Genomic DNA, 23,427 nt, shown 5'->3' with positions numbered 1-23,427 from the left:
GTTCGCGTGCCGCTGGAAGGCGGCGGCCGGCTGGTCGTCTCGGTCAACGACGACGAGGCGAAGGCCGCATGAGCGGCCGCACGCTCGCTTCGCTCGCACAGTGATCGGTTGCTGAACGGAGCGGCCGCAGGCCGCGGAGATGAAGCGACCACCGCAATCCGGCGACGCGGGGCGGGTCAGCCCAGGAAGGTGTCGACCTTGACGATCTCGACCGGGATCTGCTTGCCGTTCGGGGCCTCGTAGGACGTCTTGTCGCCCTCCTTGAGGCCGAGGATCGCGGCGCCCAGGGGGCTCTTCTCGCTGTAGACGTCGAGGTCGGTGCCGCCGGCGATCTCGCGGCTGCCCAGCAGGAACCGCTCCTCGTCGCCCAGGATCAGCGCCGTCACGACGGTGCCGGACTGGACGGTGCCGTCCGACTGCGGCGCCTCTCCGACGACGGCGTCCTTGAGGAGCGCCTGCAGCGTGCGGATGCGGGCCTCCTGCTTGCCCTGCTCGTCCTTGGCGGCGTGGTAGCCGCCGTTCTCGCGAAGGTCGCCCTCCTCGCGGGCGGCCTCGATGCGCTTGGCGATCTCCTCGCGGCCCACCGTGCTGAGGTGCTCGAGCTCGGCGGCGAGGCGGTCGTAGGCCTCCTGAGTGAGGAACGTGGTGTCGTTCGACACGGCTCTATCCCTTCGTAGCAGGATGTGAAAGACGCCCCGGCACCGGCCGGGGCGTCAGAGGTTCTGGTGCGTCAGCCTACGACACGCGGCAGGAGTTCACCAAACCGGTCGTGGCCTCGGCGACGGTCGGCACGGTCTCCCTGTGCTGCTGCGCGTGCCGCTCGGCCGCCGGGTACGCGAACACCTTCCAGCCCACCACGCCGAAGTCCTCGTCGAGCGCCTCGAGCACGCACACGACGTCGCGGCCCGGGGGAGCGGTGAACTGGAACGACACGTCGACGGCGTGCTCGCCGGTCACCTCGAAGCCGAGGTCGTCCACGCTCACGTCGTCGATGGTCGAGGCCACCGTGGTCCACACGAGCCAGCCGACGGCCGCCGCCGCGAGCGCGCCCACGATCAGCCAGCCCGCCCTGCGGCCGCCGCGCGTGCGGCCGTATCGCTCGTCGAGCTGGGCCTTGGTGGTCACGGGGATCTCCGGGGGAGGGGGAACGTAGGCTGGTACTCCAGGCTACGTCGGGAAGATGAGGACAGAATGCACGGACTCGGCTGGATCGTCGCGCAGGCGGTCACGCCCACCCCGACCCCCACGGTCGACCCGGACCTCGTCACGCCCGGTCCGCTCGGCTTCGGCGTCGTCGCGCTGCTCGTCCTCGCCGTCGTGCTGCTCGTGCTCGACATGCTGCGCCGCGTGCGCCGGGTGCGCTATCGCGAAGAGGCGAACGAGGCGCTCGACGCCGAGGAGGCCGCCGCCCGGGGCGAGTCGTCCGAGGACGACGCCGCGCGCTGAGCCGCGTCACGCCGGGGCTCCCCGTCAGGCCGGGCCGTTGAACGGCGGGTTGATCGCCAGCAGCAGCGCCGCGGTCCAGTGGCACAGGAACGCCAGCACGGTGCACACGTGGAAGATCTCGTGGAAGCCGAAGTGCTTCGGAGACGGGTTGGGCCGCTTCATCGCGTACACGACGGCGCCCACGGTGTAGAGCAGGCCGCCCACGATCACGAGGATGACCATCGCCAGGTTCGCCTCGAACAGCTGCGGCATGTACATCACGGCCGCCCAGCCGAGCGCGAGGTACAGCGCCACGTAGAGCCAGCGCGGGGCGCCGATCCACAGCACCCGGAACAGGATGCCCACGAGCGCGCCGATCCAGACGACGACGAGCAGGATCGTGCCCTGCGGGAACGGCAGCGCCAGCAGCGCGATCGGCGTGTACGTGCCGGCGATGAGCAGCAGGATGTTCGCGTGGTCGATCCGCTTCAGCACGGCCTTGACCGTCGGGCTCCAGTCGAAGCGGTGGTACATCGCCGAGTTGCCGAACAGGAGCAGCGACGAGGCCATGAAGACCGCCGACGCCCATTTGGCCGTGGCGCCCTGCGCCAGGGTGATGAGCACGACGCCCGTCACGAGCGCGACGGGGAAGGTCGCCGCGTGGATCCAGCCGCGCCAGCTGGGCTTGATGTCGACCACCGCATCGACGGCGGAGGCCTCGAGGAGGGGCAGCTGCGGGACCTCGGGGGCGCGATCACGACGGCTCATGATCCCGAGACTACGCGGCGGCACATGCCGCGCGGCGCACGCGCGGGCGATCCCCAGGCGATCCCCGCATCGCACCTGACTAGGGTGGATCCGTGAACAGCGGACGTTCGGGGCAGGGCCTGGGGCCCCTCTACCGCCTCTACACCGCGCGGCTGCGGCGCGAGATCGACCCGGCGGCCGTGCCGCATCACGTCGCGATGATGATCGACGGCAACCGGCGCTGGGCACGCCAGCTCGGCCTGCGGACGGCGGCGGACGGCCATCGGGCGGGGGCGCGCAAGATGGTCGAGTTCCTGGAGTGGTGCGACGAGCTCGGCGTGGGCGTCGTCACCCTCTACCTGCTCTCGAACGACAACGTGCGCAAGCGCGACGCCGCCGAGCTGAGCGACCTGATCGAGATCATCGAGGGCCTCGCGCACCGGCTCGCGGGGCGCGGCGACTGGCGGGTGCAGCACGTGGGCCGCGACGGCGACCTGCCCGACTCGCTCGTCATGGCGCTGCGCGACGCCGAGGCGCGCACCGCGTCCAACACCGGGCTGCACGTGAACCTCGCCGTCGGCTACGGCGGGCGGGCCGAGATCGTCGACGCGGTGCGGAAGATCATCCAGAAGCACGACGAGCGCGGCGGCTCGCTCGAGGAGCTGGCGGCGAGCCTCACGCCCGAGGTGATCGGCGAGCACCTGTACACCGGCGGCCAGCCGGATCCCGATCTCGTCATCCGCACGAGCGGCGAGCAGCGCCTCAGCGACTTCCTCGTGTGGCAGAGCGCGCACAGCGAGTTCTACTTCGTGGAGGCGCTGGGCCCCGACCTGCGGCACATCGACTTCCTGCGCGCGATCCGCGACTACGCCACCCGCGAGCGCCGCTTCGGCGGCTGACGCGCGATCCACCCCCGCGGCGCCGCTCTGTCATGATGAGCGGATGAGCAGCATCTCGGAGTATCGCGCGACCTTCACGGGTGAGCCCGGCTACCTGAACTTCGCGGCCTTCGGGCCGCTGTCGAGCACCGTTCGCGACGAGGTCGTCGCCGACGTCGGGATGCTCGGCACCGGCAGGGCCTCGAGCATCGATCACGTCGCCGGACGGGTGCGGGAGGCGCGCGAGGCGGTGGCGGGGCTGCTGGGCGCGTCGGTGGACGAGGTCACGCTGCAGGCCTCGACGAGCCACGGCCTGGCGCAGGCCGTGTACGGCCTGGAGGGCGGCGTGCTGGCCTCGGCCGCCGAGTTCCCCACCATCCCCACGCTCCTCGTCCGCGCCGCCGAGGCGTTCGGGCGGATCACGCCGCAGTGGATGACCCCGCCGTCCGGGTTCGTCACGCCCGAAGCGGTGGCCGACGCGCTCGACGACGACACGCGCGCGCTCGTGGTCAGCTCGGTCGACTCGCGCACGGGCTTCCGCGCCGACCTGCGCGGGCTGCGCGAGGTGCTCGGCGACGACCGGCTCCTGCTCGTCGACGACACGCAGGGCTTCGGTGCGATCGACGCCGACTACGCCGCGGCCGACGTCGTGTGCGGGCACGGCTACAAGTGGCTGCGCGCCGGACGCGGCACGGGTTTCGCGTGGTTCGGGCCGCGGGCGCGCGAGGCGATCCGGCCCGTGCTGTCCGGCCACGTCGCCACCGCGACGGGAATCACCTTCGACGACGTTCCCGCCCCGCACCCCACGGCGCAGGCGTACCGGCTCTCCGAGCCCGACTGGCTGGCCGCGAGCCGCCTCGCCGTCGCCGCGAGCGAGGTCGCGGCGGTGGGCGTCGCCGCGATCCAGGACGAGCTCGCCGCGCTCACAGCGCGCGTGATCGCGCTCGCCGACACCCACGACATCCGCGTGGTCACGCCGCGCGAGCCGGAGCGGCGCGCCGGGTTCGTCGCCCTCGCGCCGCGCCAGGAGGACGTGGCGCCCATGGCGGCCGCGCTCGCCAACAGCGGCGTCACGGTGACCTCCCGCAGCAACCTCATCCGGGTCGCCCCGCACGTGGGCACCGACGACGAGACGCTCGGCATGCTCGCGGACGCGCTCGCCGCCGCGCCGCGCGTCTCGTCGTAGCAGCGGGGCGCCCGCGTTCCCCGGAATTCACGAACACGTAATCCGCCACGCCCGGCGCGTCGTGCCACGGGACCGGCGCGCGGTCGTACGTTCGTGGCATCGGGCAAGGTGTCCGATCGAGTCGGCCGTACGGACCTCGACTCGTGGCCAACGGTCGACTCGCAGTGAGCCGGGCAGAGCCCGGGGCGGGGAGTGGGTTGTGACCACTGGCAACACGGTGCAGCGTCGGCAGCGTTCCGCTCGCGAGACGGTGCACGCGCAGGATCGGGATCAGGATCTGCGAACCTACGTGCTCGACACGTCGGTCCTCCTGAGCGATCCGCGCGCACTCTTCCGATTCGCAGAGCACTCCGTCGTCATCCCGGTCGTGGTGGTGGGCGAGCTCGAGGCCAAGCGCCACGACCCCGAGCTCGGCTACTTCGCCCGGCAGGCGCTGCGTCACCTCGACGACCTGCGCATCGAGCACGGGCGCCTCGACTTCCCCGTGCCCGTGGGCGAGGGCGGAACGCTCCGCGTCGAGCTCAACAACACCGACCAGTCGGTGCTGCCCAGCGGTATCCGGCTCAGCGACAACGACAGCCGCATCCTGGCCGTGGCGATGCACCTGCTGCAGGACGGGCAGTCCGTGACCGTCGTCTCCAAGGACCTGCCGATGCGCGTGAAGGCCGCCTCCCTCGGCCTGGCCGCCGAGGAGTACCTGGCCGAGCAGGCCGTGGACTCGGGTTGGACGGGCCTGGCCACCCTCGCGCTCTCGGGCGACGAGATGGCCGACCTGTACGAGACGGAGGTCGGCACGCACGACGACGTCGTGGGCATCCCCGTCAACACGGGCCTCGTCATCCAGTCGGAGCGCGGCTCGGCCCTCGGGCGGGTCACGGGCGACGGCTCGTACCGCCTCGTGCGCGGCGACAGCGACGTGTTCGGCCTGCACGGCCGCTCGGCCGAGCAGCGGATCGCGATCGACCTGCTCACCGACCCGGATGTGGGGATCGTCTCGCTGGGCGGCAAGGCGGGCACGGGCAAGTCGGCGCTCGCGCTGTGCGCGGGCCTCGAGGCGGTGCTCGAGAAGCAGCAGCAGAAGAAGATCATCGTGTTCCGGCCGCTGTTCGCCGTCGGCGGGCAGGAGCTCGGCTACCTGCCCGGCGACCAGGCCGAGAAGATGAACCCGTGGGGTCAGGCGGTGTTCGACACGCTCGGCTCGGTGGTGTCGCAGAACGTGCTGGACGAGGTGGTGGAGCGCGGCCTGCTCGAGGTGATGCCGCTCACCCACATCCGCGGCCGCTCGCTGCACGACGCGTTCGTGATCGTCGACGAGGCGCAGTCCCTCGAGCGCAACGTGCTGCTCACGGTGCTCAGCCGCATCGGCCAGAACTCGAAGGTGGTGCTGACGCACGACGTACAGCAGCGCGACAACCTGCGCGTCGGCCGCCACGACGGCATCGCCAGCGTGATCGAGACGCTCAAGGGACACGGCCTGTTCGCCCACATCACGCTGACGCGCTCGGAGCGCTCGGCCATCGCGGCGCTCGTGACCGACCTCCTGGAGGTCGGCGAGCTCGCCTGATCCGTATCCGGACGAGGCTCCGGTTCCCGCGCGACGCGCCGGAGCCGGAGCGTCGCCGTATGCGCGGCGGGGCCCGCGCGCCCGCTAAAGTTGTGAATTGCCCGAGAGCCGTCAGGCGCGGGCGTCGTGCAGCCATCCGCTGCGCTGTCAATGACGACAGAAAGGGCATCGCATGGGTTCCGTGATCCTGCTGCTCGTCGGCCTCGCGATCTTCGCGGCCGGCTACCTCATCTACTCGAAGTACCTCGGCAACCGGGTGCTGCGCCTCGACCCGGCGTTCCGCACCCCCGCGCACGAGAAGAACGACGGCGTGGACCACGTGCCCACGAACAAGTTCGTGCTGTGGGGCCACCACTTCACGTCGGTCGCCGGCGCCGCGCCCATCGTCGGGCCCGCCGTCGCGGTGATCTGGGGCTGGCTGCCCGCCTTCCTCTGGGTCACGATCGGCACGGTGTTCTTCGCCGGCATGCACGACCTCGGCGCGCTGTGGGCCTCCGAGCGCAACAAGGGCCGCTCCATCGGCGCGCTCGCCGCCCGCTACATCGGCCGCCGCGGCTCGTATGTGTTCCTGCTCGTCATCGCGCTGCTGCTGCTCATGGTCATCGCGGCGTTCGCCGTCGTGATCACGAACCTGCTCATCGGCAGCCCGACCACCGTCATCCCGGCGTGGGGCGCGATCGTCGTCGCGCTGCTCGTCGGCATCGCCGTGTACAGGCTGCGCTGGAACCTCGGCGTCGTCACGATCGTCGGCGTCGTCGCGCTGTACGCGCTGATCGTCGTGGGCGACCGCTTCCCGGTGGTGCTGCCCGATCCGATCCTCGGGATGAGCCCCGGCACGTTCTGGATCGTCGCGCTGTTCCTGTACGCGGGCATCGCGTCGCTGCTGCCGGTGTGGCTGCTGCTGCAGCCGCGCGACTACATCAACGGCGTGCAGCTGTTCATCGGCCTGGCGATCCTGTTCGTCGGCGCGCTCTCGGCCGGCCTGTTCTTCGGCAACGACTTCGTCGCGCCCGCCATCAACACGGCCGTCCCGGAGGGCACGCCCGACATCTGGCCGCTGCTGTTCGTCACGATCGCGTGCGGCGCCATCAGCGGCTTCCACGGCGCGGTCGCCAGCGGCACGACGTCGAAGCAGCTCGACAAGGAGCCCGATGCCCGCTTCGTGGGCTACTTCGGTGCCGTGGGCGAGGGCATGCTCGCGCTCGGCGCGATCATCGCCGCCACCGCCGGCATCCAGAGTGCCGCCCGCTGGGAGGAGATCTACTCGGCCTTCAACCAGGGCGGCATGGCCGCGTTCGTCGAGGGCGGCGGGAACATCGTCGAGCTCGGGCTGGGCCTTCCCGCCTCGCTGGCGGCGACCGTGCTGGCGACGATGGGCGTGCTGTTCGCCGCGACCACCATGGACACCGGCGTGCGCCTGCTGCGCTTCGTGTTCCAGGAGGCCGGCGAGATCGTCGGCATCAAGCTCAACACGCTCGTCGGCACCGTGCTCGTGCTCGTCGTGAGCATGGGGTTGGTGTTCAGCCAGGGCGTCGACGGGTCCGGCGGCCTCACGATCTGGCCGCTGTTCGGCACGACCAACCAGCTGCTGGCCTCGCTGACGCTGATCATCGTGTCGATCATGCTCATCCGCAAGCGCCGGAACGTGCTCGTCACGCTCATCCCGCTCGCGTTCGTCTTCGTCGCGGCGTTCTGGGCGGCGATCGTGCAGGTGGGCACGTTCTGGAACGGCGGCGTCGACACCAACTGGCTGCTGCTGATCGTCGACCTCATCATCATCGTCGCCGCCGTCTGGGTCGCGGTCGAGGGCATCGCGGCCATGCGCCGCGCGGCGAGCGAGGAGCCCGAGACGGAGGACGCCGACCTCGCGGATCACCTGACCGGGACCATTCCCACGGCCCGGTGACGTCGTGTCTTCGTCGCGCTGGGCCGCATTTGCGAGGGGGCTGAACGAGTTCTATCAGGGCCCGTACCGCCGCACCTTCGCCCGCGCCCAGCGCGACGAGGACGACCATTTCATGCTCGTCGTGCTCGCCGAGTCGCTCGGCGTGCCCGATCCCGCCGCCTACTACTCGGCCGAGCTGCTGCCCGCCGTCTACGAGGACTTCCACGCGTGGCACCGCCGCGCGGGGATCCCCCGCAGCCCCCTGGACCACATCTCATGCTGCTGAACGACATCGCCGCGCGCCGCGCCGTCTTCGTGGGCGGCAAGGGCGGCGTCGGCAAGACGTCGCTCACCTCGGCGATCGCCCTCGCCCGCGCCCGGGCGGGATCGCGCGTGCTCGTCGTCTCGACCGACCCCGCGCACAACCTCGGCCACCTGTGGGAGAGGGCGGTCGGCGACGACGTCATCGGCCTGTGGTCGGAGGGGGCAGGCCGGGTCGACGGCGTGGAGATCGATCCCGCGCGCACGGTGGACCGTCACCTCGCCGCGGTGTCCGAGACGATGCTGCGGCTGCTGCCCGAGCGCCTGCACCGGCCCGCGCGCGAGCATCTCGAGTCGGCGCGGCACGCACCCGGCACGCACGAGGCGGCCGTGCTCGACCGCGTGGCCGAGACGCTCGAGACGGGGCTCGACGCCTACGACCTCGTGCTGTTCGACACCGCGCCGTCGGGCCACACGCTGCACCTGCTCGCCATGCCCGAGCGGATGACGGACTGGACGGAGAGGCTGCTCGCGAACCGCGACCGCTCCGAGCGCTACGCCGTGGCCTACGGCGCGCTGGGCGGCACGAAGGACACCGCGGACCGCGACGCGGGGCTGCGGCGCGTGCTGCTGCGGCGCAGGGAGCGCTTCGCCCTCATGCGCGAGATGCTCGCCGACGCGGGGCGCTCCGGCTTCGTGCTCGTCTTCGTGCCCGAGCCTCTGCCGATCGCCGAGAGCCGGGAGGTCGCCGCGGAGCTGGCGCGGCTGGGCGTCGGGCTCATCGGCGCGGTGGCGAATCGCCTGTCCCCGACCGACGCGATGCCGGCGCGACGCACCCGCGAGGAGGAGCTTCTGGCGCAGCTCGACCTCGGGGCGCCGCTCACCCGCGTGCCGCTGGTCGACGACCTCGTCGGGCTCCCGGCACTGACGCAGCTCGCCGACGCCCTGGGCTGAGCGGCGCTCTCAGAGGCCCGTGAAGCGCGCCGCAAACGCCAGCTGATCCGCGAACTCGAGCACCTGGGCGTCGCGCGGCTTGCCCATGCCGTGGCCGGCTCGCGTGTCGACGGAGAGCAGGATCGGCGCATCCCCGCCCTGCGCGTGCTGCAGCGCCGCGGCGAACTGGAACGAGTGGCCGGGCACCACGCGGTCGTCGTGGTCGCCGGTGGTGATGAGGGTCGGGGGATAGGACCGCCCCGCGACGACGTTGTGCAGCGGCGAGTACGCGCGCAGGTAGGCGAACGCCTCGGGGTCGTCCGGGTCGCCGTAGTCGCTCGTCCACGCCCAGCCGATCGTGAAGCGGTGGAAGCGCAGCATGTCGAGCACGCCGACGCCCGGCAGCACGGCGGCCCACAGCTCGGGCCGCTGCGTGAGCGCCGCGGCGGCGAGCAGCCCGCCGTTCGAGCGGCCGTGCAGGGCGAGCTGCTGCGGCGTCGTGAGGCCGTCGGCGATGATCCGCTCCGCGACGGCGAACAGGTCGTCGAAGACGTTCTGCTTGCGCTCCTTCGTGCCGGCCTTGTGCCAGTCCGATCCGAACTCGCCGCCGCCGCGCAGGTTCGGCACGACGAGCGTGCCGCCCGCCTGCACCCACGCGGCGAAGATCGCGCGGTAGGCGGGGTTCATGGGGATGTTGAACCCGCCGTAGCCCCACATGAGGGTCGGGCGCGGGCCGTCTGGGGCGCTCTCGGGCGCGACGAGGAATGCGGGCACGACCGTGCCGTCCTTGCTCGTCGCCGCGATCCGCGTCGTCGTCGCGCGGACGGCGCCGGCGGCCGGATCGGGCAGCATGCGGTGCGAGACGACGCGCGCCCCGTCCACGACGATCTCGTGGCGCGTTCCCGGATCCACGAATCCCTGCGTCTTCACGAACACCGTGTCGGTGGACGAGACGGCGTCGGAGCCCTCGACCGAGACGCCGGCACCGATCGGCAGGTCCTCGCCGAGGGCGCCGTCGAAGGTCGCCAGCTGCATGCGGTGCTGAGCGTCGTGCGAGTAGGTGAGCACGAGCCCGCCGGCCGTCAGCGCGGCGTCGAGCAGCACGTCCTCGGCGTGCTGCGGCACGACCTCGCGCAGGGTCGCGGCGGGATCGGCCGCGGCGAGGTCGAACGCGACGAGCCGGTAGCGCGGGGCGTCGGCGTCGGTGACGACGTAGAGCACGTCGTCGCGCACGCCCACCGCGGTCCACTCGCGCTCGTGTCCGGTGGCCAGCGGGCGCAGGGCCGACATCGGCTCGTCGTGGCGGCGCACCGCGAGGTCGTTGCCGCTGGACGATCCGGTGTCGGTCGAGAACACGAACCACTCGTCGTCGCGCGGCCACTGGCGCCCGAACGTGCGCGGCTCCTCGGGGCGCGTGAACAGCAGCTCGTCCTCGGACACGGGCGTGCCGATCCGGTGGAGCATGAGCCGGCCGGCGCCCATCTCGTCGACGAGCGGGTCGTCGCTCGGGGCGTCGTACGCCCAGTACGTGAACGAGCGGCCGTCCGGCTGCCACAGCGGCAGGTTCCACTTCGTCCACGGGATCTCGTCGTCGAGGTCCTCGCCCGTGGCGACGTCGCGCACGCGGATGGTGCGCCAGTCGCTGCCGCCGTCGGCGAGGCCGTACGCGAGGAGCGATCCGTCGGGGCTGGGAGAGCTGGCCGTCACGGCCACGGTGCCGTCGCTCGAGAGCTCGTTCGGGTCGAGCAGCACGCGCGCGCCCTCGAGCCCGTCCGCGTCGTCGGCCACGACGAGCACGTCCTGGTTGCGGCCGTCGCCGTGCCACGCGAACAGCCGGCCGCCGCGCTGCCGCGGCACGCCGCGCGTCGGCTGCGACAGCAGCGCGCTCAGTCGCTCGCGGAACGCCTCGCGCGCGGGCAGGGCGGCGAGGATCGGCTCGGCGAAGGCGTTCTGCGCCTCGATGAAGGCGCGCGTCTCGTCGCTGTCGGCGTCCTCGAGCCAGCGGTACGGCGCCGCGATCCGCTCCACGGATCCGTCGGGGAGGGGGAACTCGTCGATGGCGTCGTCGCGACGGACCTCGGGATAGCGCATCCCCTCACCCTATTGCGGGCGAGCGGCGCGACCGTGCGCCCGCCGCTCCGCAACGACGAGGGGGCGGCGAGCCGAAGCCCGCCGCCCCTTCGTGGATCCGGATCAGCCCGGGTGGGTCATCGAGAGCAGGTCGAGGCGCTCGTCCAGCTCGGCCTCGCTGATCTCGCCGCGCTCCACGTAGCCGAGGTCGATCACGGCCTCACGCACCGTGATGCCCTTCGCGACGGCGTGCTTGGCGATCTTCGCGGCGGCCTCGTAGCCGATCACCTTGTTCAGCGGCGTGACGATCGACGGGCTCATGCCCGCCAGCGCCGTGACGCGCTCGAGGTTGGCCTTCAGGCCCACGATCGTCTTGTCGGCCAGCACGCGCATGGCGTTGGAGAGGAGGCGGATCGACTCCAGCAGCGCGGTGCCCATGACGGGGATCGCGACGTTGAGCTCGAACGAGCCCGAGGCGCCGGCCCACGCGACGGTGGCGTCGTTGCCGATGACGCGCGCGCACACCATGAGCGTCGCCTCCGGCACGACGGGGTTGACCTTGCCGGGCATGATCGACGAGCCCGGCTGCAGGTCGGGCAGGTGCAGCTCGCCGAGGCCCGTGTTCGGGCCTGAGCCCATCCAGCGCAGGTCGTTGTTGATCTTCGTGAGCGAGACGGCGATCGTGCGCAGGGCGCCGGACGCCTCGACGAGACCGTCGCGGTTCGCCTGGGCCTCGAAGTGGTCCTGCGCCTCGGTGATGGGCAGGCCCGTCTCGGCCACGAGCAGCTCGATGACCTTCTGCGGGAAGCCCAGCGGCGTGTTGATGCCCGTGCCGACGGCCGTGCCGCCGAGCGGCACCTCGGCGACGCGCGGCAGGGCGGCCTGGATGCGCTCGATGCCGAGGCGCATCTGGCGGGCGTAGCCGCCGAACTCCTGGCCGAGCGTGACGGGCGTGGCGTCCATGAGGTGGGTGCGGCCCGACTTGACGACCGACTTCCACTCCTCGGCCTTGCGCTCGAGGGCCGCCGCGAGATGCTCAAGCGCCGGGACGAGGTCGGAGGTGAGCGCCTCGGTCACGGCGACGTGCACCGAGGTGGGGAAGACGTCGTTGGAGGACTGCGAGGCGTTGACGTGGTCGTTGGGGTGCACGTCGCGCCCCAGGTGCTGGGTCGCCAGCGTCGAGAGCACCTCGTTCATGTTCATGTTCGACGAGGTGCCCGACCCGGTCTGGTACGTGTCGACGGGGAACTCCGCGTCGTGCGCGCCGGTGACGACCTGGTCGGCCGCCCACGCGATCGCGTCGGCGATCTCGCCGTCGAGCGTGCCGAGCTCCTTGTTCGCGAGCGCCGCCGCCTTCTTGATCCGGGCGAGCGCGGCGATCTGGCGGGACTCGAGGCCCGTGCCCGAGATCGGGAAGTTCTCGACCGCGCGCTGGGTCTGGGCGCGGTACAGTGCGTTCTTCGGAACGCGCACCTCGCCCATGGTGTCGTGTTCGATCCGGTACTCGGTCTCGGTCACTTCTTCCTCCGTCAGGATCAGGCCGCGGACGCGGCACCCAGGACGACGTCGGGCACGACCGTGCCCTCCGCCAGGCGGTAGTTGGCGCCGACGACGCCGAGGCGGCCCTCGGCGACGGCGTCGCTGATGAGCTCGGACGACTGCAGGATGGCCGTCACGGTCTGGCGCAGGTGGCGGTGGCCTACCCGCTCGGCGTCGACGGTCTCGTACGTGACGCCCTCGGCGGCGCCGGCGTGCAGCTCGGCGCGCACGGCGGGCACGATCGGCGAGATGGTGCGCCAGATGTGCGGCGGCAGCGGCGGCTGGGCCACGTCGAAGCTGTCGATCGCGGCGCGCACGGCGCCGCACGCGTCGTGCCCGAGCACGACGATGAGCGGCACCTTCAGCACCTCGACGGCGTACTCGAGCGATCCCATGATCGACTCGCCCGTGACCTGGCCGGCGTTGCGCACGACGAAGAGGTCGCCGAGGCCCATGTCGAAGATGATCTCCGCGGCCAGCCGCGAGTCGGAGCAGCCGAACAGGGCCGCCCGAGGGGTCTGCGCGGCCGAGACCTCGGCGCGTCGCGCGACGTCCTGGTGGGGGTGGGCGGGCGTGCCGGCGACGAAGCGGGCGTTGCCCGCCATCATGTCGTCCCACGCCCGTGCCGGCGTGATCGGATCGGTCATCGTGCTCCTTCCTGCAGCGCGCGCACCTGATCGCCGACCAGCTCCGCGAGCTCGGCGGCGTACTCGGCCGGCGCCGACCCGTACAGCAGCACGTGGTCGGCTCCGGCCTGTGTGCCGAGCGCGTAGGAGATGTTCCGGTTGCGGTCGGGGCGCGAGATCTCGTACTCCTGCCACTCGACGCCGTCGATCGTGACGGTCCCCGACGGGGCCGTGCCGCCCAGCTGCTGCGCGGCCCACGTCTCGTCGGCGTCGAAGCCCTGCGCGAGGTTGAGGAAGTTCTCGTCGTCCGGGGTGACGTAGACGACCTCCCAGACGGCGGGGGCGTCGGGCGTCACGTCGGCCGCGTTGACGCCCCAGGACTCCGGCACCGCGGGCGCGACGACCTCGCGCTGATACGACTCCGAGACCCGCTGGGCGACCGCGGCCACGTCGATGGCCGGCCGCTCGGGCGGCGTGCCGCGCGGCACCGCGAGGAAGATCACGGCGACGACGGCGATGCTCACGACGAGCGCGATGACGAGGTTCGTGAACGTCTGGCTCTGGCGGTACGCGGCGGAGCGGGCGGCCTTCTGTGCCGCGATGTCCTCGGCGGACTGCTCCGGGAGCGTGGCCATCAGTCGCCCTCGTCCGCGCTCGGACGCGCGGCGTCGAGGCGGCTCTTCGCGCCGCGGAGCCACTCCTCGCAGCGCGCCGCGAGCGCCTCGCCGCGCTCCCAGAGCGCCAGCGAGTGCTCGAGCGTCGGGGAGCCCTGCTCGAGCTCGGCCACCACGCGCACCAGCTCGTCGCGCGCCTGTTCGAACGAGAGCTCCGCCACGTCGGCGGGGGCGGGCTGATCGGTCATCGCATCCATCCTATTCGGCGGGGCCCGTGGCCGCCGGGCCCTCGTCGACCGGGCCCTCGCTCACCGCGGCGATCGAGCCGCTCTCGAGCGTGACGACGAGCCGCGTGCCGGCGGGCGCCTGCGCCGCGTCCCGCACGATCACGCCGCCGTCCGCGTGCGCGATGGCGTAGCCGCGGGCGAGGGTGGCGGCGGGGGAGAGCGCCCGCAACGAGGCGCGAAGCTCGGCCGTGCGGGCCTCGGCGGTGCGGATGCCGCGGGCGACGAGATCGCGGCCGCGCGCGGCGAGCAGGAAGACCTCGTGCGAGCGGTCGCGCACCATCCGCTCGGGATCGCGCAGGGCGGGGCGCGAGCGCAGCTGCTCGAGTTGGGCGATGTCGTGCTGCACGCGCTGCGTCAGCCGCATCCGGGCGCGGGAGCGCAGCTGGCCGACGAGCGCGCGCTGCTCGCCCACGTCTGGCACCACGCGCTTGGCGGCGTCGGTGGGCGTGGAGGCGCGCAGGTCGGCCACGTCGTCGAGCAGCGGGCGGTCGTTCTCGTGACCGATCGCGCTGACGACGGGCGTGCGCGCCGCCGCGACCGCGCGCAGCAGGCGCTCGTCGCTGAAGCCGAGCAGGGTCTGCGGATCGCCGCCGCCGCGGGCGATCACGATGACGTCGACGTCCGGGTCGTCGTCGAGCCGCTTCAGCGCGGCCAGCGTCTCCGGCACGCAGCGGTCGCCCTGCACCGCGGCGTACTCGGTGCGGAAGCGCACCTCCGGCCAGCGCAGCTCGGCGTTGCGGTGCACGTCCTTCTCGGCGTCGCTGCGCTCGCCCGTGATGAGGCCGATGCAGTGCGGCAGGAACGGCAGCGGCTTCTTGCGGTCCTGGTCGAACAGTCCCTCGGCGCGCAGCTGCGCGCGCAGCCGCTCCAGCCGCTCGAGTTGCTCGCCGAGCCCCACGTGCCTCATGGCCGTCACCTGGAACGAGAAGTCGCCGGCGCGCACGAAGTAGTCGGCCTTCACACAGGCGACCACGTGGTCGCCGATCTTCAGGTCCGCGGGGATCCGCCCGCGCACGCTCGACCAGATGCGGATCGAGATCTGCGCGTCCGACTGCACGTCCTTCAGGCGCGCGAAGACGTTGCCCGCCCGCACGTTCCACGACGTGATCTCGCCCTCGACCCACACGGAGCCCCAGCGCTCGATGAAGCCGCGGATCGTCTGGTTCAGCCGGGCGACCGAGGTGGGCGCCTCGGGGGAGGAATCGCGTGGCGAGACGCTGTCGGGCGGGGGCGCCTGACCCGGCACCGGGTCGGCCTGGAAGGTGGTCACGCGGCTGCCTTCCTGACGTCGTGGACTCGGCCGATGCTCATGTGGCGACCGTAGACTGGGTGGGTGAGCACCACCGCCATCTCGCTTCCCATGCCGCGCATTCCGGCACGTCGTGAGCGCCTCCAGGATAACGGGGTGCAGGGACACAAGCGCGTGCTCCTGGCCGCGCCCCGCGGCTACTGTGCCGGCGTCGACCGCGCGGTGATCACCGTGGAGAAGGCGCTGGAGCGCTACGGCGCCCCCGTGTACGTGCGCAAGCAGATCGTCCACAACATCCACGTGGTGCGTGAGCTCGAGGACAAGGGCGCGATCTTCGTCGAGGAGGTCGACGAGGTGCCCGAGGGCGCGCACGTCGTCTTCAGCGCGCACGGCGTCTCACCCGCCGTCGTCGGCGCGGCCGCCGACCGCGGGCTGCAGGCGATCGACGCCTCGTGCCCGCTCGTGACGAAGGTGCACCGCGAGGCCAAGCGCTTCGCGCGCGACGACTACCAGATCCTGCTCGTCGGCCACGAGGGCCACGAGGAGGTGGAGGGCACGGCGGGGGAGGCCCCCGAGCACGTCACCGTCGTGAACAACCCGGACGAGGCCGACACCGTCGAGGTCGCCGACCCGTCGAAGCTCGTGTGGCTCTCGCAGACGACGCTGTCGGTCGACGAGACCATGGAGACCGTGCGCCGCCTGCGCGAGCGGTTCCCTCAGCTGCAGGATCCGCCGTCGGACGACATCTGCTACGCCACGCAGAACCGCCAGGTGGCGATCAAGAAGGTCGCGAAGGACGCCGATCTCGTGATCGTCGTCGGATCGGCGAACTCCTCGAACAGCGTGCGCCTGGTCGAGGTGGCGCTCGAGTACGGCGCGAAGGCCGCCTACCGCGTCGACTACGCCGACGAGGTCAAGCAGGAGTGGCTCGAGGGCGTCGAGACCGTGGGTGTGACCAGCGGCGCCTCGGTGCCCGAGGTGCTCGTGCAGGAACTGCTGCGGGATCTCGCGCACGCCGGCTTCGCCGACGTCGAAGAGGTGAAGACGGCCGAGGAGGACCTCATCTTCTCGCTGCCCAAGGAGCTCCGCGGCGACGGACAGCCTCGCGGCGGACGGGTCGGGGCCTCGGCGTGAGCGACGCGCTGCCCCCTCGCCCGCACCGCGACGAGCAGCCGACGCCGCCGCGCCCGCAGTTCGGTGAGCTCGCCACCCCCGAGGAGCAGCGCCGACGCATGCAGGCGAACCCGCTTCCCGTGCCGCCGCCCGCGCCCGAGCCGCAGGCGGCTCGCGTCCCGGTCGCCGGTGCGCGCCCCCGCAACGGGCGCATGGCCGATCGCATCATCACGGTGGGGCTGCTCGTGTACGGCCTCGTCAACACGGTCGTCTCGATCCCGCAGATGACCGACTACGCGACGTACGCCGAGACGCTGCTGTCGCTCATGGGCGTCGACGCGACGCTGTCCGACCCCGCCGGTGCGCGGGGCTGGGGCCTGGCCGCCGCCCTCGTGATGGGCCTCGGGTGGCTCCTCACCGCCGTGCTCTCGTACCTCCGCCTGCGCGCGGGACGGCTCGCGTTCTGGATCCCGATCGTCGGGGCGATCGTGTTCCTCGGCATCTCGGGCGGGCTGCTCACGGTGCCCCTGCTGAACGATCCCGCCGTGCTCGACGCGCTCCTGAGCGCCGGCGCCCCGTAACGGCGGCCCGCACAGAACGAAGCGCCCGGTGCCGTGAGGCACCGGGCGCTTCGTCGATGCGGCTCAGCCCTTGCTGTGGCCGGCCGATCCGAGCTGCTGCGCGGCCTCGACGACGCGGGCGGCCATCGCCGTCTCGGCGACCTTGCCCCACGCGCGCGGGTCGTACTGCTTCTTGTTGCCGACCTCGCCGTCGACCTTCAGCACGCCCTCGTAGTTCGAGAGCATGTAGCCGGCGACCGCGCGGGTGAACGCGTACTGCGTGTCGGTGTCGATGTTCATCTTGATCACGCCGTTGGCGACCGCCGTGGCGATCTCCTCGGCGCTCGATCCGCTGCCGCCGTGGAAGACGAGGTCCAGCGGCTTGGGGCCGGTGCCGAACTTCGCTGCGATGCCCTCCTGGATCTCGCCGAGCAGCTCGGGGCGCAGCTTGACGCCGCCGGGCTTGTACACGCCGTGCACGTTGCCGAAGGTGAGGGCCGAGATGTAGCGGCCCCGCTCGCCGAGGCCGAGCGCCTCGACGGCCTTCGTCACGTCGCCCACGGTCGTGTAGAGCGCCTCGTTCGAGCCCTCGTGCACGACCCCGTCCTCCTCGCCGCCGACGACGCCGACCTCGATCTCGAGGATCGAGCCGATCGCGTGGGTGCGGGGCAGGAGGGTCTTCGCGATCTCGATGTTCTCGTCGAGCGGCACGGCCGATCCGTCCCACATGTGCGAGTTGAACAGCGGCTCGCCGCCGGCCTTGACCTGCTCCTCGCTCGCCTCGAGCACGGGCAGCAGGAAGCCGTCGAGGGCGTCCTTGGGGCAGTGGTCGGTGTGCACGGCGACCGTGATGGGGTAGTTCTTCGCGACGGTGCGCACGTACTGCGCCATCGCGATCGCGCCCGTGGCGCGGCCCTTCACGGTGTGGCCGGCGAAGTAGTCGGCCCCGCCCGTGGTGACCTGCAGGATGCCGTCGGAACCGGCCTCGGTCAGGCCCTGCAGCACGGCGTTGATGGTCTGCGAGCTCGACACGTTGATGGCGGGATAGGCGAAGCCGCCCGCCTTCGCGCGGTCGAGCATCTCTGCGTACTGGTCGGGTGTGGCGACGGGCATGTCTGGCTCCTCCGGTCGACGTCTGTCGCGTCTCACTCTACTCAGCGGCGGCCGCCCGGATACCCGGGCGAGCGGGGGCGGATCACCGGCCCAAGATGACAGGAGCGAAAGAATTGCGGATCCTTCGCGCTCCGCGGCCGTCGGATGCCGGGCGCGGCGGGGGCGGCACGCCTAGGCTCGCAGCATGCAGACCGCCGACGACATGATCCCCCTCCGTCCCGATCGCAACATCGCCCTCGAGCTGGTGCGCGCCACCGAGGCGGCGGCGATCCGCTCGGTGCCGTTCATCGGCCGCGGCGACAAGGAGGCGGCCGACGGCGCGGCGGTCGACGGCATGCGCGCCTTCCTCTCGACGGTGGACTTCGACGGCGTCGTCGTGATCGGCGAGGGCGAGAAGGACAACGCGCCGATGCTCTACAACGGCGAGCACGTGGGCACCGGGAAGGGCCGGGCGTACGACATCGCGGTCGACCCGATCGACGGCACCTCGCTGACCGCCGCGGGTCGGCAGAACGCGCTCTCGGTGATCGCGCTCTCGGACCGCGGCACCATGCTCGACGCATCGAGCGTGTTCTACATGGACAAGCTCGTGACGGGTCCGGCCGGCGTGGGTGTGGTGGACATCCGCCTGCCGATCGGCGAGAACGTCCGCCGTCTGGCGAAGGCGCTCGGCAAGCCGGTGGACGAGATGGTGGTCTCGGTGCTGAACCGGCCGCGGCACGACGCGCTCATCGAGGAGATCCGCGCGGCCGGCGCCGGCACGCGCCTCATGACCGACGGCGATGTGGCCGGCGGCATCAACGCGGCGCGCCACAACGCGCGCACCGACATGTGCGTGGGCATCGGCGGCAGCCCGGAGGGCATCGTGACGGCGTGCGCCATCAAGGCGCTCGGCGGGCACATCCAGGGCCGGCTGTGGCCGCGCGACGACGACGAGCGGCAGAAGGGCATCGACGCGGGCCTGAAGATGGACCACGTCTACGAGGCGGACGAGCTCGTCAGCGGCAACAACACCCTCTTCGTCGCGACGGGCGTGACCGACGGGCAGCTCGTCGCGGGCGTGCGTCGCAGCGGCGATTACGTGTACACCGAGAGCGTCGTGTTGCGCAGCCACTCGGGCACGCTGCGCCGGGTGTCGTCGGAGCACCTCGTCTCGAAGTGGCTCTGATCCGGATCCGCTGAGGGGGCCCGGATCGGGCGGGCGCCATCCGTCCGCCCGGGCACCGCCGGTCCGGCGCGCCGCCGGATCGTGATCCGGCCGTGACGGCTCTCTCACGGGAGCGCGTGGCACAATCGAGACAGGCGCTCGGGAAGGGGCATCGCTTCCGCGATGCGGGCGCCGGGAGCAACGCATATGAGCACGCAGAAGGCATCAGGACCCGTCACGGGCGCGCAGGCGGTCGTGAAGGGCGCGGTCGACCCCGCACGCCGACCGGACGTGCTGCTGCGCGTGCGGCGCGAGCCCGGCGAGGAGCTCAGCCCCTGGTGGAACATCGGCGCGTTCGTCGTGTTCTCCGTCGCCGTGGTGACGCTGCTCAGCTTCATCCCCTGATCGCGCGGCTCCCGCGCAGACGCCCGATGCCCGGCGCGCGGGTTCGGCGCGCGGGTCAGAGCCGGCCGCGCACGTCGCCCAGGTCGGCCGCGATCGTCGCCGCCTCGCGCGCGGCGTCGCCCTGCTCGTCGGAGCCCGCGTCGGTGCCGAGCAGCTCGGGCGCCGTGAGGGGACGCGGCGTGGCCTCGAGCGGGGCAGGGGCTTCGGTCTGCCCCAGTTTGGAGGCGTCGATCCCCGGGAAGCGCCGCGCCGTGACGAGCACGCGGCTCTCGAGCGAGCCGACGAGCTGGTTGTACGCCTCGACGGTGCGCTCGATGGCCCGGCGCATGCCGTTGGCGTGCGTGGCGAGCGAGCCGAGTCGTTCGTAGAGCTGGTTGCCGAGGTCGAAGAGCGTGCGCGCCTCCTGCGAGACCTCCTGCTGCGTCCACGAGTACGCCACGGTCTTGAGCACGGCCCAGAGGTTCACGGGCGAGGCGAGCGCCACGCGCTTGGCGAACGCGTGCTCCAGCAGGGTGGGGTCCTCCGAGAGGGCGGCCGAGAGCACGGCCTCGGACGGGATGAAGCAGACGACGAACTCGGGCCCGGCGTCGAGGCCTGACCAGTAGGACTTCTTCGCGAGCGCGTCGACGTGGGCGCGCACGGCCCGCACGTGCTTCTGCAGCAGCGCCTGGCGGCGCGCGAGCTCGTCGGCGCCCGCCGAGTCGGGGATCGCCGCGGCGTCGAGGAACGCGTCGAGGGGCGCCTTCGCGTCCACGGCGATCGAGGTGCCGCCGGGCAGGTGCACCACCATGTCGGGGCGACCCGCGCCGGCGTCGGAGGAGATCGAGGCCTGCACGTCGAAGTCGACGCGGTGCAGCAGCCCCGCCGACTCGACGATGCGGCGCAGCTGCGTCTCGCCCCACACCCCGCGCGAGGTCGTGGAGCGCAGCGCGCCGGCGAGCGACTCGGTCGTGACGCGCAGCTGCTCATCGGCCGCCTGCGCGGCGCGCAGCTGCTCGGCGACCTGCCCGAACTGCTCCTGCCGGGCGCTCTCCATGGCGTCGACGCGCTCCTGCATGCGCCGCAGGCTCTCCTGCACGGGTGAGAGGGCTCGCAGCACGGCGGCCTCCTGCCGCGAGCGCTCCGCGTCCTGCGCGCGCTCGGCGCGGGCGTGCTCCACGGCGTCGCGCCGCAGGTCCTCCGCGCGCTCGAGCGCGGTGCGCAGCGCCGCCAGCTCGGCGTCCCTCGCCGCGAGCGCGGCCGCCCCGCGGCCCTCAGCCTGGCCCGCCCGCGCGGCGCGCGCGAGCCACCCGACCGCGGCCCCGGCGAGCAGGGCCAGTACCACGAGAACAACCGTCGTCGCATCCATGCGTCCCATCATGGGCGGGGCCTCCGACATCGCCGCCCGATCCGCGGCGCGCCGGGCACGCCGCGCGCGACACGCCGCAGACCGACCCCGCCCCCGGCGCGCCGCCGGGGCAGCGGCGCGCCCGCGCGCACACTGGAGCCGTGGGCGTGGACTTCTGTGCGATCGACTTCGAGACGGCCAACTCCTCGCCCGCGTCGGCCTGCCAGGTGGGCCTCGCCCGCGTGCGCGACGGCGCGGTCGTCGAGACCGCCTCGTGGCTGATCCGGCCCGTCTCGGGCCACGACGAGTTCAACGTGTGGAACACGCGCATCCACGGCATCACGGCCGATCACGTGGCGGGCGCGCTCGGCTGGCGCGAGCAGTTCCCGCAGCTGTGCGACTTCATCGGCGACGACGTGCTCGTGGCCCACAACGCCGGCTTCGACACCGGCGTGCTGCGCAAGGCCGCCTCCGTCTCAGGCGACGCGTGCCCCGAGTACCGCTACCTGTGCTCGCTGCAGGTGGCGCGCAAGGTGTACGACCTGCCGTCATACAAGCTGCCGCTCGCGGCCGAGGCCGCCGGCTTCACGGGCTTCGCCCACCACGACGCGGCCGCCGACGCGCTCGCGTGCGCGCACATCGTCATCGACGCCGCCCGCCGCCACGCCGCCGCCGACCTCGACGACCTCGCCGCGCGGATCGGCGTCGCCGTCCGCGCGATCCAGCCGATCCCCGCACCCGTCGCCTGATCGGGATCCAGCGGCAGGTCGCCGATCCTGATCCGGACCGCTCGCCGATCCCGATCCGGACCCTGCCGATCCGGGCGCGCCGAGCCACGATCCGCGCCGCTCAGTCGCCCGCGGTGCGCACGCCCTCCTCGGCGTCGGCCGCGTGCACCTGGCGCTTCACCCACGGCGCGAGCAGGAACAGCGCCGCCGCGAACACGACCGCCACGACGCCCGTCCAGCCGAAGTAGGCCGTGTCGGGCACGTCCTGCGTCACCTGCACCACCTGCGCGGTGATCGCCGTGCCCGCCGCCGGCGCGAGGAACCACAGGCCCATCGCCTGCCCGCGGAAGGCGCGCGGCGCCAGCAGCGTGGTGGCCGCCAGGCCCACGGGGGAGAGGAACAGCTCGCCGAGGGTCTGGATCACGTACACGCCGATGAGCAGCAGTGCGGGCGTGCGGTCGCCGCCGGCCAGCGCCGCGCCGGCCGAGAGCACGAGGAACGACACCCCGGCCAGCAGCAGTCCGATCGCGAACTTGTACGGCAGTGCGGGGCGGTCGTGCGTCCGCAGCCACAGCCACGCGAACACGGGCGAGAGGATGATGATCGACAGCGGGTTCATCGACTGGAAGAACTCCGGCTGCAGCGGGATGCCGAACACGTTCAGCTCCGTGCGCTCGGCCGCGTATGTCGTGAGGGTGGTCGCGGCCTGCTCGAAGATCATCCAGAACAGCATGGCCGCCACGAACAGCGGGATGTAGGCGAGCAGCCGCCGCCGCTCCGGCGCGGTGACCTTGGGGGAGCGGTACATCACGGCGAACGCCGCGACGGGCGCGACGAACGCCGCGTACGAGAGGGTGTCGACGAGGGTCGTCATGCCGAAGCCGCCGCTCACGAGCGAGGCGATCACGGCGAGCACCGCGAGGCCGGCGATGACCACGGCGAACAGGCGGATCACCTTCGGCCACTCGTCGCGGGCGATCGGGTTCGGCGGGGTGTCGCCCGCGCCGCCGAGCGCGCGACGGCCCCCGATGTAGAACGCCACGGCGATCGCCATGCCCACCGCCGCGACGAGGAAGCCGGCGTGGAAGCCCCACAGGCCGCGCACGAACCCCACGATGAACGGTGAGAAGAACGAGCCGATGTTGATGCCCATGTAGAAGATCGAGAACGCCGAGTCGCGGCGCTCGTCCTCGCGCTCGTAGAGCTCGCCGACCATCGACGACACGTTCGCCTTCAGCAGGCCCGTGCCGATCGCCACGAGCGCGACGCCCGCGAACGAGAACCCGGCCCCGGGGATGGCGAGCACGACGTGCCCGCTCGCGATCACGACGCCGCCGTACAGCACGGATCGCCGGGCTCCGATGATCCGATCCGCCAGCCAGCCGCCCGCGATCGTGAGCAGGTACACGCCCGTGCCGTAGATCGCCACGAGCGCCTGCCCGGTGGCGGTGTCGAGGCCCAGGCCGCCCTCGGCCATCTCGGCCGTGAGGTACAGCAGCAGGATGGCGCGCATGCCGTAATAGCTGAACCGCTCCCACAGCTCGGTGGTGAAGAGGGTGAACAGCCCCAGCGGGTGCCCGAAGAACCGGCGGTCGTCTCGCACGCGTGCCGCGGGGGTCGGATCCGCCGATCCGTCGGCGGGCGGGTACGGCGACGGCTCGGCGGTGCTCATGCCCTCGATGGTTCCACCCGTGCGTCGGATGCGCGAGGGGCTTGCGGGCCGGGCGGGCGCTTGGCGTGCCCGCAGGCGGCCGCACCTAGACTGGACTC

At 72.3% G+C, this 23,427-nt stretch carries 25 protein-coding genes; 13 read left to right on the top strand and 12 right to left on the bottom strand.

Annotated elements, in window-relative coordinates; translation table 11 throughout:
- Positions 1-72: DUF3117 domain-containing protein (locus ACWDR7_RS02995; protein WP_449853458.1), on the top strand; the 72-nt coding region annotated here is incomplete at its 5' end.
- A 104-nt stretch (positions 73-176) separates the two neighbouring features.
- On the opposite strand, the gene greA is transcribed toward ACWDR7_RS02995, so the two are convergent.
- Both greA and ACWDR7_RS02985 read right to left on the bottom strand, forming a co-directional pair.
- Entirely contained in the window at positions 177-659 is a 483-nt protein-coding gene (gene greA / locus ACWDR7_RS02990; protein WP_449853450.1) for a transcription elongation factor GreA, read from the bottom strand.
- A gap of 76 nt (positions 660-735) precedes the next feature.
- Positions 736-1,125, bottom strand: coding sequence for a DUF4307 domain-containing protein (locus ACWDR7_RS02985; RefSeq protein WP_449853449.1), 390 nt, complete (start codon positions 1,123-1,125; stop codon positions 736-738).
- A 66-nt stretch (positions 1,126-1,191) separates the two neighbouring features.
- On the opposite strand from ACWDR7_RS02985, the gene ACWDR7_RS02980 reads away from it, so the two are divergent.
- On the top strand, positions 1,192-1,446 hold the full coding sequence (locus ACWDR7_RS02980; RefSeq protein ID WP_449853448.1) for a hypothetical protein: 255 nt from the start codon (positions 1,192-1,194) through the stop codon (positions 1,444-1,446).
- Positions 1,447-1,470: 24 nt separating this feature from the next.
- Here ACWDR7_RS02980 and trhA read toward each other — a convergent pair whose 3' ends face one another.
- A complete protein-coding gene (gene trhA / locus ACWDR7_RS02975) occupies positions 1,471-2,193 on the bottom strand; it encodes a PAQR family membrane homeostasis protein TrhA (RefSeq protein WP_449853447.1) in 723 nt (240 codons plus the stop codon).
- A 92-nt stretch (positions 2,194-2,285) separates the two neighbouring features.
- Between trhA and ACWDR7_RS02970 the strand changes: the two genes are divergently transcribed.
- The 6 genes from ACWDR7_RS02970 to ACWDR7_RS02945 all read left to right on the top strand — a co-directional run bounded on the left by ACWDR7_RS02970 (position 2,286) and on the right by ACWDR7_RS02945 (position 8,900).
- Positions 2,286-3,071: an isoprenyl transferase gene (locus tag ACWDR7_RS02970; RefSeq protein WP_449853446.1), complete on the top strand. Its 786-nt coding sequence runs from the start codon at positions 2,286-2,288 to the stop codon at positions 3,069-3,071.
- 43 nt (positions 3,072-3,114) lie between these two features.
- Positions 3,115-4,236 carry an aminotransferase class V-fold PLP-dependent enzyme gene (locus ACWDR7_RS02965; RefSeq protein WP_449853445.1) on the top strand — a complete coding sequence of 374 codons (1,122 nt, stop codon included), beginning with the start codon at positions 3,115-3,117 and terminating at the stop codon, positions 4,234-4,236.
- Positions 4,237-4,486: 250 nt separating this feature from the next.
- Positions 4,487-5,800, top strand: a complete 1,314-nt coding sequence (locus ACWDR7_RS02960) for a PhoH family protein (RefSeq protein ID WP_449853457.1) — start codon at positions 4,487-4,489, stop codon at positions 5,798-5,800.
- Between the two features lie 172 nt (positions 5,801-5,972).
- Positions 5,973-7,706 carry a carbon starvation CstA family protein gene (locus ACWDR7_RS02955; RefSeq protein WP_449853444.1) on the top strand — a complete coding sequence of 578 codons (1,734 nt, stop codon included), beginning with the start codon at positions 5,973-5,975 and terminating at the stop codon, positions 7,704-7,706.
- A gap of 4 nt (positions 7,707-7,710) precedes the next feature.
- Positions 7,711-7,971 (top strand): cory-CC-star protein, encoded by a 261-nt coding sequence (locus ACWDR7_RS02950; protein WP_449853443.1) that lies wholly within the window; start codon positions 7,711-7,713, stop codon positions 7,969-7,971.
- Positions 7,962-8,900, top strand: coding sequence for an ArsA family ATPase (locus tag ACWDR7_RS02945; protein WP_449853442.1), 939 nt, complete (start codon positions 7,962-7,964; stop codon positions 8,898-8,900). The genes ACWDR7_RS02950 and ACWDR7_RS02945 overlap by 10 nt, the downstream gene beginning before the upstream one ends.
- 9 nt (positions 8,901-8,909) lie before the next feature.
- On the opposite strand, the gene ACWDR7_RS02940 is transcribed toward ACWDR7_RS02945, so the two are convergent.
- From ACWDR7_RS02940 to xseA, 6 genes are all read right to left on the bottom strand, one after another.
- Positions 8,910-10,970, bottom strand: a complete 2,061-nt coding sequence (locus tag ACWDR7_RS02940; protein ID WP_449853441.1) for a prolyl oligopeptidase family serine peptidase — start codon at positions 10,968-10,970, stop codon at positions 8,910-8,912.
- A 102-nt stretch (positions 10,971-11,072) separates the two neighbouring features.
- A complete protein-coding gene (locus ACWDR7_RS02935; protein ID WP_449853440.1) occupies positions 11,073-12,467 on the bottom strand; it encodes a class II fumarate hydratase in 1,395 nt (464 codons plus the stop codon).
- A gap of 17 nt (positions 12,468-12,484) precedes the next feature.
- Positions 12,485-13,135, bottom strand: a complete 651-nt coding sequence (locus ACWDR7_RS02930) for a carbonic anhydrase (RefSeq protein ID WP_449853439.1) — start codon at positions 13,133-13,135, stop codon at positions 12,485-12,487.
- Positions 13,132-13,749, bottom strand: coding sequence for a DUF4245 family protein (locus ACWDR7_RS02925; RefSeq protein WP_449853438.1), 618 nt, complete (start codon positions 13,747-13,749; stop codon positions 13,132-13,134). Before ACWDR7_RS02925 ends, ACWDR7_RS02930 begins: the two co-directional genes overlap by 4 nt.
- The gene (locus tag ACWDR7_RS02920) at positions 13,749-13,985 is read right to left on the bottom strand and encodes an exodeoxyribonuclease VII small subunit (protein ID WP_449853437.1); all 237 of its coding nucleotides are present in this window, start codon (positions 13,983-13,985) and stop codon (positions 13,749-13,751) included. Before ACWDR7_RS02920 ends, ACWDR7_RS02925 begins: the two co-directional genes overlap by 1 nt.
- 1 nt (position 13,986) lies before the next feature.
- Positions 13,987-15,285 carry an exodeoxyribonuclease VII large subunit gene (gene xseA, locus ACWDR7_RS02915; RefSeq protein ID WP_449853436.1) on the bottom strand — a complete coding sequence of 433 codons (1,299 nt, stop codon included), beginning with the start codon at positions 15,283-15,285 and terminating at the stop codon, positions 13,987-13,989.
- Between the two features lie 90 nt (positions 15,286-15,375).
- On the opposite strand from xseA, the gene ACWDR7_RS02910 reads away from it, so the two are divergent.
- Together ACWDR7_RS02910 and ACWDR7_RS02905 are read left to right on the top strand one after the other, a co-directional pair.
- Positions 15,376-16,398 carry a 4-hydroxy-3-methylbut-2-enyl diphosphate reductase gene (locus tag ACWDR7_RS02910; protein ID WP_449853456.1) on the top strand — a complete coding sequence of 341 codons (1,023 nt, stop codon included), beginning with the start codon at positions 15,376-15,378 and terminating at the stop codon, positions 16,396-16,398.
- Complete coding sequence (locus ACWDR7_RS02905; protein ID WP_449853435.1) at positions 16,395-16,958, top strand: DUF6264 family protein; 564 nt, start codon at positions 16,395-16,397, stop codon at positions 16,956-16,958. The genes ACWDR7_RS02910 and ACWDR7_RS02905 overlap by 4 nt, the downstream gene beginning before the upstream one ends.
- A 63-nt stretch (positions 16,959-17,021) precedes the next feature.
- Here ACWDR7_RS02905 and fbaA read toward each other — a convergent pair whose 3' ends face one another.
- Complete coding sequence (gene fbaA, locus ACWDR7_RS02900) at positions 17,022-18,050, bottom strand: class II fructose-bisphosphate aldolase (protein ID WP_449853434.1); 1,029 nt, start codon at positions 18,048-18,050, stop codon at positions 17,022-17,024.
- A gap of 184 nt (positions 18,051-18,234) precedes the next feature.
- Between fbaA and glpX the strand changes: the two genes are divergently transcribed.
- Both glpX and ACWDR7_RS02890 read left to right on the top strand, forming a co-directional pair.
- Entirely contained in the window at positions 18,235-19,218 is a 984-nt protein-coding gene (glpX, locus tag ACWDR7_RS02895; protein ID WP_449853433.1) for a class II fructose-bisphosphatase, read from the top strand.
- A gap of 186 nt (positions 19,219-19,404) precedes the next feature.
- Positions 19,405-19,602: a UDP-N-acetylmuramyl pentapeptide phosphotransferase gene (locus ACWDR7_RS02890; protein WP_449853432.1), complete on the top strand. Its 198-nt coding sequence runs from the start codon at positions 19,405-19,407 to the stop codon at positions 19,600-19,602.
- Between the two features lie 55 nt (positions 19,603-19,657).
- Here ACWDR7_RS02890 and ACWDR7_RS02885 read toward each other — a convergent pair whose 3' ends face one another.
- A complete protein-coding gene (locus ACWDR7_RS02885) occupies positions 19,658-20,950 on the bottom strand; it encodes a DNA recombination protein RmuC (protein ID WP_449853431.1) in 1,293 nt (430 codons plus the stop codon).
- Positions 20,951-21,090: 140 nt separating this feature from the next.
- On the opposite strand from ACWDR7_RS02885, the gene ACWDR7_RS02880 reads away from it, so the two are divergent.
- Complete coding sequence (locus ACWDR7_RS02880) at positions 21,091-21,678, top strand: exonuclease domain-containing protein (RefSeq protein WP_449853430.1); 588 nt, start codon at positions 21,091-21,093, stop codon at positions 21,676-21,678.
- Between the two features lie 100 nt (positions 21,679-21,778).
- On the opposite strand, the gene ACWDR7_RS02875 is transcribed toward ACWDR7_RS02880, so the two are convergent.
- Positions 21,779-23,329 carry a peptide MFS transporter gene (locus ACWDR7_RS02875; RefSeq protein WP_449853429.1) on the bottom strand — a complete coding sequence of 517 codons (1,551 nt, stop codon included), beginning with the start codon at positions 23,327-23,329 and terminating at the stop codon, positions 21,779-21,781.
- Positions 23,330-23,427 lie beyond the last annotated feature (98 nt).

It is taken from the genome of Microbacterium sp. NPDC003461 (assembly GCF_053588335.1).
This window is presented reverse-complemented; position numbering and strand designations above follow the sequence as displayed.

Bases quoted from the DNA above. Each gene is read 5' to 3' on its own strand.
- ACWDR7_RS02980 (WP_449853448.1), top strand. From the start codon at position 1,192: ATGCACGGACTCGGCTGGATCGTCGCGCAGGCGGTCACGCCCACCCCG.
- trhA (WP_449853447.1), bottom strand. From the start codon at position 2,193: ATGAGCCGTCGTGATCGCGCCCCCGAGGTCCCGCAGCTGCCCCTCCTC.
- ACWDR7_RS02965 (WP_449853445.1), top strand. From the start codon at position 3,115: ATGAGCAGCATCTCGGAGTATCGCGCGACCTTCACGGGTGAGCCCGGC.
- ACWDR7_RS02955 (WP_449853444.1), top strand. From the start codon at position 5,973: ATGGGTTCCGTGATCCTGCTGCTCGTCGGCCTCGCGATCTTCGCGGCC.
- ACWDR7_RS02945 (WP_449853442.1), top strand. From the start codon at position 7,962: ATGCTGCTGAACGACATCGCCGCGCGCCGCGCCGTCTTCGTGGGCGGC.
- ACWDR7_RS02940 (WP_449853441.1), bottom strand. From the start codon at position 10,970: ATGCGCTATCCCGAGGTCCGTCGCGACGACGCCATCGACGAGTTCCCC.
- ACWDR7_RS02930 (WP_449853439.1), bottom strand. From the start codon at position 13,135: ATGACCGATCCGATCACGCCGGCACGGGCGTGGGACGACATGATGGCG.
- ACWDR7_RS02925 (WP_449853438.1), bottom strand. From the start codon at position 13,749: ATGGCCACGCTCCCGGAGCAGTCCGCCGAGGACATCGCGGCACAGAAG.
- ACWDR7_RS02920 (WP_449853437.1), bottom strand. From the start codon at position 13,985: ATGGATGCGATGACCGATCAGCCCGCCCCCGCCGACGTGGCGGAGCTC.
- ACWDR7_RS02910 (WP_449853456.1), top strand. From the start codon at position 15,376: ATGCCGCGCATTCCGGCACGTCGTGAGCGCCTCCAGGATAACGGGGTG.
- fbaA (WP_449853434.1), bottom strand. From the start codon at position 18,050: ATGCCCGTCGCCACACCCGACCAGTACGCAGAGATGCTCGACCGCGCG.
- glpX (WP_449853433.1), top strand. From the start codon at position 18,235: ATGCAGACCGCCGACGACATGATCCCCCTCCGTCCCGATCGCAACATC.
- ACWDR7_RS02890 (WP_449853432.1), top strand. From the start codon at position 19,405: ATGAGCACGCAGAAGGCATCAGGACCCGTCACGGGCGCGCAGGCGGTC.
- ACWDR7_RS02885 (WP_449853431.1), bottom strand. From the start codon at position 20,950: ATGGATGCGACGACGGTTGTTCTCGTGGTACTGGCCCTGCTCGCCGGG.
- ACWDR7_RS02875 (WP_449853429.1), bottom strand. From the start codon at position 23,329: ATGAGCACCGCCGAGCCGTCGCCGTACCCGCCCGCCGACGGATCGGCG.